This window comes from Streptomyces sp. SID3343, from assembly GCF_009865215.1.
GTDB lineage: Bacteria > Actinomycetota > Actinomycetes > Streptomycetales > Streptomycetaceae > Embleya.
This window is the reverse complement of the sequence record NZ_WWJX01001465.1, coordinates 24,012-30,609: the sequence shown is the minus strand read 5'-3', so window position 1 is coordinate 30,609 and position 6,598 is coordinate 24,012. Positions and strand designations below refer to the sequence as shown.

Annotated in this window: 7 protein-coding genes; 3 read left to right on the top strand and 4 right to left on the bottom strand. The window is 71.4% G+C overall.

Annotated features, from left to right (window positions below):
* Positions 1-6: 6 nt before the first annotated feature.
* From GT354_RS46490 to GT354_RS46485, 3 genes are all read left to right on the top strand, one after another.
* Entirely contained in the window at positions 7-1,014 is a 1,008-nt protein-coding gene (locus tag GT354_RS46490; protein ID WP_161363652.1) for a DNA topoisomerase IB, read from the top strand.
* Positions 1,015-1,317: 303 nt separating this feature from the next.
* Positions 1,318-1,446: an LPFR motif small protein gene (locus GT354_RS56175; protein WP_272924030.1), complete on the top strand. Its 129-nt coding sequence runs from the start codon at positions 1,318-1,320 to the stop codon at positions 1,444-1,446.
* A gap of 147 nt (positions 1,447-1,593) precedes the next feature.
* Entirely contained in the window at positions 1,594-2,124 is a 531-nt protein-coding gene (locus GT354_RS46485) for a GNAT family N-acetyltransferase (protein ID WP_202513067.1), read from the top strand.
* A gap of 7 nt (positions 2,125-2,131) precedes the next feature.
* Here the strand turns inward: GT354_RS46485 and GT354_RS46480 are convergent, their stop codons facing one another.
* From GT354_RS46480 to GT354_RS46465, 4 genes are all read right to left on the bottom strand, one after another.
* A complete protein-coding gene (locus GT354_RS46480) occupies positions 2,132-3,019 on the bottom strand; it encodes an ATP-binding cassette domain-containing protein (protein WP_161363638.1) in 888 nt (295 codons plus the stop codon).
* Positions 3,016-4,155: an ABC transporter permease gene (locus GT354_RS46475; RefSeq protein ID WP_161363636.1), complete on the bottom strand. Its 1,140-nt coding sequence runs from the start codon at positions 4,153-4,155 to the stop codon at positions 3,016-3,018. Before GT354_RS46475 ends, GT354_RS46480 begins: the two co-directional genes overlap by 4 nt.
* Positions 4,152-5,147, bottom strand: a complete 996-nt coding sequence (locus GT354_RS46470) for a sugar ABC transporter substrate-binding protein (protein ID WP_161363634.1) — start codon at positions 5,145-5,147, stop codon at positions 4,152-4,154. The genes GT354_RS46475 and GT354_RS46470 overlap by 4 nt, the downstream gene beginning before the upstream one ends.
* 176 nt (positions 5,148-5,323) lie before the next feature.
* Positions 5,324-6,505 carry a hypothetical protein gene (locus GT354_RS46465; RefSeq protein WP_161363632.1) on the bottom strand — a complete coding sequence of 394 codons (1,182 nt, stop codon included), beginning with the start codon at positions 6,503-6,505 and terminating at the stop codon, positions 5,324-5,326.
* Positions 6,506-6,598 lie beyond the last annotated feature (93 nt).

The following is a 6,598-nucleotide window of genomic DNA, read 5'->3' as shown; positions in this document are numbered from 1 at the left end:
CGGCGCGTGGACCCCACCGGTCCGGGCCTGACTCGGCGTCGTCGAGGACGCGGTTTCGGCTACCTCGACCGGGCCGGCACCGCCGTGAGCGATCCCGCCGTCCTGGAACGGATCCGCGCTCTGGTTCTGCCCCCGGCCTGGACCGACGTGTGGATCTGTGCCCGTCCGGACGGCCACATCCAGGCGGTGGGCACCGACGCCGCGGGCCGGCGGCAGTACGTCTACCACGACCTGTGGCGCGCCCGTCGCAACGTGGCCAAGCACGATCGCGCCGCCGACCTCGCTCGACACCTGCCCCGGGCCCGCACCGAGGTGGAGCACGACCTGACCCGACCGGGCCTCGGCCGCGAGCGCGTCCTCGCCGCGTGCTTCCACCTCGTGGACCTGGGCTTCTTCCGCTCCGGCAGCGAGCAGTACGTACGCACCAACGGCAGTTGCGGACTGACCACACTGCGCCGCGAGCACATCCGAGTACAGGGCGGACAACTGCGGTTCGCGTTTCCCGCCAAGAGCGGGCAGACGCACAGCCGGGTCCTGGTGGACGATCTGGTCAAGCCGGTCGTGGTGGCCCTGCGCCGAACCGCGACCGCCGACGGTCCGCTGTTTCGCTACCGGCGACCCGACAATCGGCTGTCCCCCATCCACGCCGACGACCTCAACGCGTACATCCAGGAGCGCGCCCGCGGCGACTTCACCACCAAGGACTTTCGGACCTGGCATGCCACCGTGCTCGCCGCCGTGGGCCTGGCGGTCTCCGGTGCGGTCGCCGACTCGCCCACGGCACGGCGCCGCGCCCGGGCCAGGGTGGTGCGCGAAGTGGCCGACTACCTCGGCAACACCCCCGCCGTGGCGCGCGCGTCCTACATCGACGCCCGCGTATTCGACTGCTACGACCGAGGTGTCACCGTCGCCGGTTCCCTCGCCCGGTTGGGAGACGGGCTGTCCTTCGGCGATCTGGCCACCCGCGGGCCGATGGAGCGCGCGGTGTTGCGCATGTTGGACGGCGTGCGTTGAGAGCCGGGCTCCGCGTTGTCGGCCGGGTGCCCGAGCCGATCGCGGATCCGGTTCGCGGTACGCCCACCCGCGCCCTCCGCGTCGGCGCGGGTCGCGCTCGCGGCTCTCGGCCGCGAGCCGTGCGACTCGTATCGGCGGACGTTCGCGAAGCGGTCGCCCGGCTCCGGCCCGTGGGCGTGACGGGTGCGCCCGCGCACTTGGACCGTACGGTTTCCTCGACCTGCCACCGGGCATGGAAATCGTGAAGCACCGTGCGCGACGGTCGCCGAGCGTCCGCCGCCGGACCGGCCGGAGGTACCTCTGATGTTCAAGGCGATAGCCGATGTGTTCCGAGCCGTCGGCGGTGCCGTCGCCACGGTGGTCACCCTCCCCTTCCGAGCGATTGCCCGCCTCTTCGGCGGGGCGTCGGACAGCGCGCACGGCCGCCACTGAACCGGCGGCATCCCGGCTCGGCCGTGGTCGGCTGTCGCCCAGGGTGCGGACACCCGGTGATCGTCTCGTCCCGGGTCCCCTTGAGCGGGCTGTCGTGCCGAGGGGCCGCTGCGCGGGTGTCGGACGCACGGCACAGAATGGGTCGGCATGACGAGCCGAGTGAACGTCCGCAGTGGCGACCTGACCGACCTGGCCGAGGTGTTGGCCATGCTCGACGGTGCGGTGGCGTGGCTCACCGCCCGCGGTCAGGTGGGCCAGTGGGGCAGCGAACCCTGGTCCGCTCGACCGGAGGCGGTCGAACGCGTCGAGAAGCGGCTGCGGGAGCAGACGACACGGATCGCGGAGGTCGACGGCTCGGCCGCCGGTTGTTGCGTGGTCTCGGACACGCCCGCCGACTACGTCGATGCCGCCGCGGAGCCGGAGTTGTACGTCGCTCTGCTGGTCGTCGATCGCCGATTCTCCGGACTCGGGGTGGGCGCGACGCTGATCGCGGACGCGTGCGAGGAGGCCCGACGACGCGGCGTGCGCCTGGTCCGGGTCGACTGCTACGCGGGCAACGGCGGCGGGCTCGTCGAACAGTACGTCGCCTTGGGCTTCACCCCCCTGACGACGTTCACGGTCGAGCGCGACGGCCGGCAACCGTGGCCGGGCCGGGTACTGGGCATGCGCCTGGACTGAGCCGCGGTCACGTCGCGGCGCCCGCGTCCAACTCGTGGGCGAGGGACTCCAGTTCGGTGCCGCCGGCCATCTGCCGGGTGAGTTCGGCCGGGGTGATCTCGGACTTGGCGAAGCATCCCTGGCTGCGACCTCGGTTGAGCAGCAGGAATCGGTCTCCCACCGGGTAGGCGTGGTGGGGGTTGTGCGTGATGAACACGACGCCCAGGCCGCGGTCGCGGGCCCGGGCGATGTAGCGGAGCACGACGCCGGCCTGTTTGACGCCGAGGGCGGCGGTGGGCTCGTCGAGGATCAGCACCTTCGCGCCGAAGTGCACGGCCCGGGCGATCGCCACGCACTGGCGCTCGCCGCCGGAGAGCGTACCCACCGGCTGTTCGACGTCGCGCAGGTCGATGCCCATGTCCAGGAGTGCGCGCCGCGCGACGGCGCGCGCCTGCGTGACGTCGAGCCGAGCGAACGGACCGCGCCCCTTGACCGGTTCCGAACCCAGGACGAAGTTGCGCCACACGCTCATCAACGGCACCACGGCCAGGTCCTGATGGACCGTGGCGATGCCTCGATCGAGCGCCTGCCGGGGCGAGGCGAAGCGAACCGGGGCGCCCTCCACGAGGTACGCCCCGCTGTCGTTCGCGTGTACGCCCGCGAGGATCTTGATGAAGGTCGACTTGCCCGCGCCGTTGTCCCCCAGGACACACGTCACTTCGCCCGCGTCCACCGACACGGACACGTCGTCGAGCGCGATCACGCTGCCGAACCGCTTTCCGACGCCGCGCAGTTCGAGCAGGTGCGCGGCATCACGCGGGCGCGCGTCGGCACGCGCGGCGCCCGCGTCCCGGGCTGCGGCGCTCGTGTGGCCGGCCGGTTCCTCGGGAGTTGGACCGATGCTCGGTTGTGTCATCGACGAGACCTCTCCGCGCGGCGCCGGAAGGAGTTGTTGACCAGGACGGCCGCGAGCAGCAGCACGCCCAGGAAGAGTTGGAACCAGTCGCTGTTCCACTGCGCGTAGACGATGCCCTGGCGAGCCATCCCGAAGATCAGCGCGCCCACCGCGGCGCCGATCGCCGAGCCGTAACCGCCGGTGAGCAGGCAACCGCCGATCACCGCCGCGATGATGTACTGGAATTCCAGGCCGATGCCCTGATTGGCCTGGACCGACGTGTAGCGCAGGATGTTGATCGAGCCGACCAGCCAGGCCGCGCCCGCGGTCGTCGTGAACAGCACGATCTTGGTGCGGTCGACCGGGACGCCGACGTTGCGGGCGCTGACCGGAGCGCCGCCGACGGCGTAGATCCGGTTGCCGAAGCGGGTGCGCGCGAGTACCCAGGTGGCCGAGGCCGCCGACAGCAGCCACCACAGCACCGAGACCTGGATCTCGGTGCCGGCGATCGCCATGGTCGAGGCGAAGAACCGCCCGGCCGACTCGTAGCCGTCGGTGGAGCGCATCCCGCCGACCTGGACGCTGTTCGTCACGTGCCGGGTGACGCCGAGGTTGAGGCCCTGCAGGGCCAGGAACGTGCCCAGCGTGATGATGAAGCTCGGCAGACCGGTGCGCACCACGAGCCAGCCGTTGAGCGCGCCGACCGCGAGCGCGAACGCGAGGGACACCGCGAGCGCGGGCCACACCGACCAACCGGCCCGGGTCGCCAACATGGCCGTGATCAGCGCGGTCGAGGCGGTCATCACACCCGCCGACAGGTCGAATTCGCCGCCGATCATCAGCAGTGCCACGGCTACGGCCATGATGCCCAGGCCGGCCGCGTCGTCCAGCCAGGTCGCCGCGCCGGCCGCGGTGAAGAACCCGTCGGCGACGATCGAGAAGAAGCACAGGACGAGCACGGCGCCGATCAGCGAGCCCAGTTCGGGCCGCATGAGCAGCCGGTGCGCGAGGGTGGGCGAGGCGACCCGTTCGTCCTTGCCGGACGCGGTGGGCACGGGCACGCCGGGGCCGGCATCGACGGGCCCGCTCGCCCCGGTCGCCCCGCTCGTCTCGGATGGGGAGGACGAAGAGGACGGCGTCGCAGGGTTCGTCGTCATCTGGTCCCTCGCTGCGCGTACTCGGCCACCGTGCCGACGTTGTTCTTGTCGACGAAGCCGGGACCGGTGAGTACGGGCCTGCCGCCGCCGACCGTGTTGGCGTTGTCCCGATAGAGCTTGATCATCATCACCGGCAGGTAGCCCTGGAGGTATTGCTGCTGGTCCACCGCGAAGACGATCCTGCCGTGTTTGATTCCGGCGACCACGTCCGGGTTGAGATCGAATGTGGCGATCTGCGCCTTGGAGTTCGCGTCTCCCACGGCACCCACCGCGACCGCCGCCACCTGAGGGTTGAGCGCGAGCACGGCGTCGATCGAGGAGTCGGACCGGAGCGCGCCGCGAATGCGGGCCTGCGTGTCGGTGGGGTTGCCGATGTCCACCTGGAGGGTCTGGGTCGCGCCGCCGAAGCCCGCCTTGGCGCCGTCGCATCGCTGGTTCAGGCCGATGTTGCCGGCCTCGTGGATGACGCACAGCATCTTGGTCCGGCCGCCCTGCTTGAGCTTGGCACCGGCCGCCTCGCCGGCGATCGACTCGTCCTGGCCGACGTGTGCGACAGCGCCGAATTCGGCGGATCTGCTCTGCCCGGAGTTGATGGTGATCACGGGGATGCCCTTGGCACCGGCCGCCTTGATCGAGGCGGCCAGCGCATCGGGATTGGCCATCGAGACCACGATGCCGCCCACTCCCTGGGTCACCGCGTTGTCGATCAACCGAGCCTGGCCGGCCGGGTCGCCGTTGCCCTGGTAGCGCACGTCCACGCCCAGCTTTTTGCCCGCGTCCCGGGCACCGTTTTGCACGACGCTCCAGAACGCGTCCCCGGCCGAGCCGTGGGTGATCACGGCTATGGCGTTGCTGCCCTTGCCCGCGACCGTCGGTGCGCCCTTGGGGGTCTTCTCGTCGTCCGGGTCGGTACCGGACGGGCTGCTGCACGCGGCGAGCACAAGCACGGACACACCCAAGGCGGCGGTGAGCCCGAAGGGACGACGTGGCATCGATTACTCCTCGATCGGTCCGGGACGATCACGAATCGGCGTCGGCAGGCGAGCGGGCTACGGCGGTACGGACAGGCGGTTCGCTCTGGATGTCCTACCCCACCGAGCCACCGACAACGGGCCGACGTCCCCCGCGCGATTCCCCGTGTCGGCCCCGCGCGGTGCGCCGGTCCGGATCAACGGACCCCTGCGGCGGGACGCGGTGTCGGCGTGGAGCCGATCCGTATCCCGATGTCCGAGCCCGCCACCCCCCACGCGAAGTAGGGCAACGCCGCCGAGATCGCCGCCCTGCGGGCAACCCTCTCGGCCTTGGCCGGCCCGGCCCGCTCGCGCAGTGCCAGAGTGCCCATTCGCCCGCCCGGGCCCGGAAACAGGTACCAGCCGACCACGGCTCCGGCCCGCGGATAGACCATGAGTTCGCCCCCGACGAAGGCGACGTCCTCGATGTCCGTCCACGCCATCCGGACGACCTTCCCACGCGTCGGGGTACGCGTGATTCCGGTCGCGTCGATCCCGATCGACGGGACCACCCACGGAATGACGACCACACACAGCACCGACACGACGGCCGGCGGCACCGCCAGAAGGAGAGCGCCCTTCCACCTGGACGCGTCCTCGCCGGCCGCGCGCGACACTGCGCCCGCGACCGCGAGAGTGGCCAACCCGAACAGGTTGTACGCGAGTATCCGCACGAACCGCGCCAGGCGACGGGCCGGCAGTCGCAGGCCGGCCGGATCCACGCCGGCGGCCGGGCCGGTCGTGCGGTCGTAGTCGGCTCGCGTGACGGTCGACGCCGGCCCGGCCGAAGGGTCGGGCTCGTACAGCACGGGGTGTTCGGCGCCGGGGAGGGCGATCACCGCCCCCGTGCGAGAGTCACCCGCGCACCACAGTCGGGTCACCCCCGACTCGCGCACCCGCCGTCGGACCTCGGCGGGCCATGGCGCCAACGCGTCGACCAGCGTCGTGCCGTCGGACCGGAGCAATCGCAGGCCCTCCCACCGGGAGCCGCGAGGATTCGAGACCGGCTCGACGACGAAACGCACCTGGACCCACGGATGTGTGCGGAGCAGGGTGTACATCCGTTTGCGACGACCCCGGTGGTCGGCCAGCCCCCGCATGACAACTACCGCGAAACCCGTCACGAACAGGACCCCGACGGCCACCGCGACGCTCGCCCCGGGACTGTCCGGATGGCCGTATCCGTACCCGAACAGGCTCCCCGAGATCACGATGCCGTACATGACGCCACGCGCGCGCCTGCGGCGTTGCCCCCACCACATGCGGCGCAGGCCGGCACTGGTCCCCGGCGTGTCGATGGCCGGGCCCGGCGCAGGTGTCCGATCGTGTGATCCGGTCATGGCAACCCCCGAGCCTCGACGCCGAATTCGGGAATCCTAGTCGCCACGCGGCGCGACCGGGCCGGCACGGACCGTGCGGTGGGCGCGTTCGAC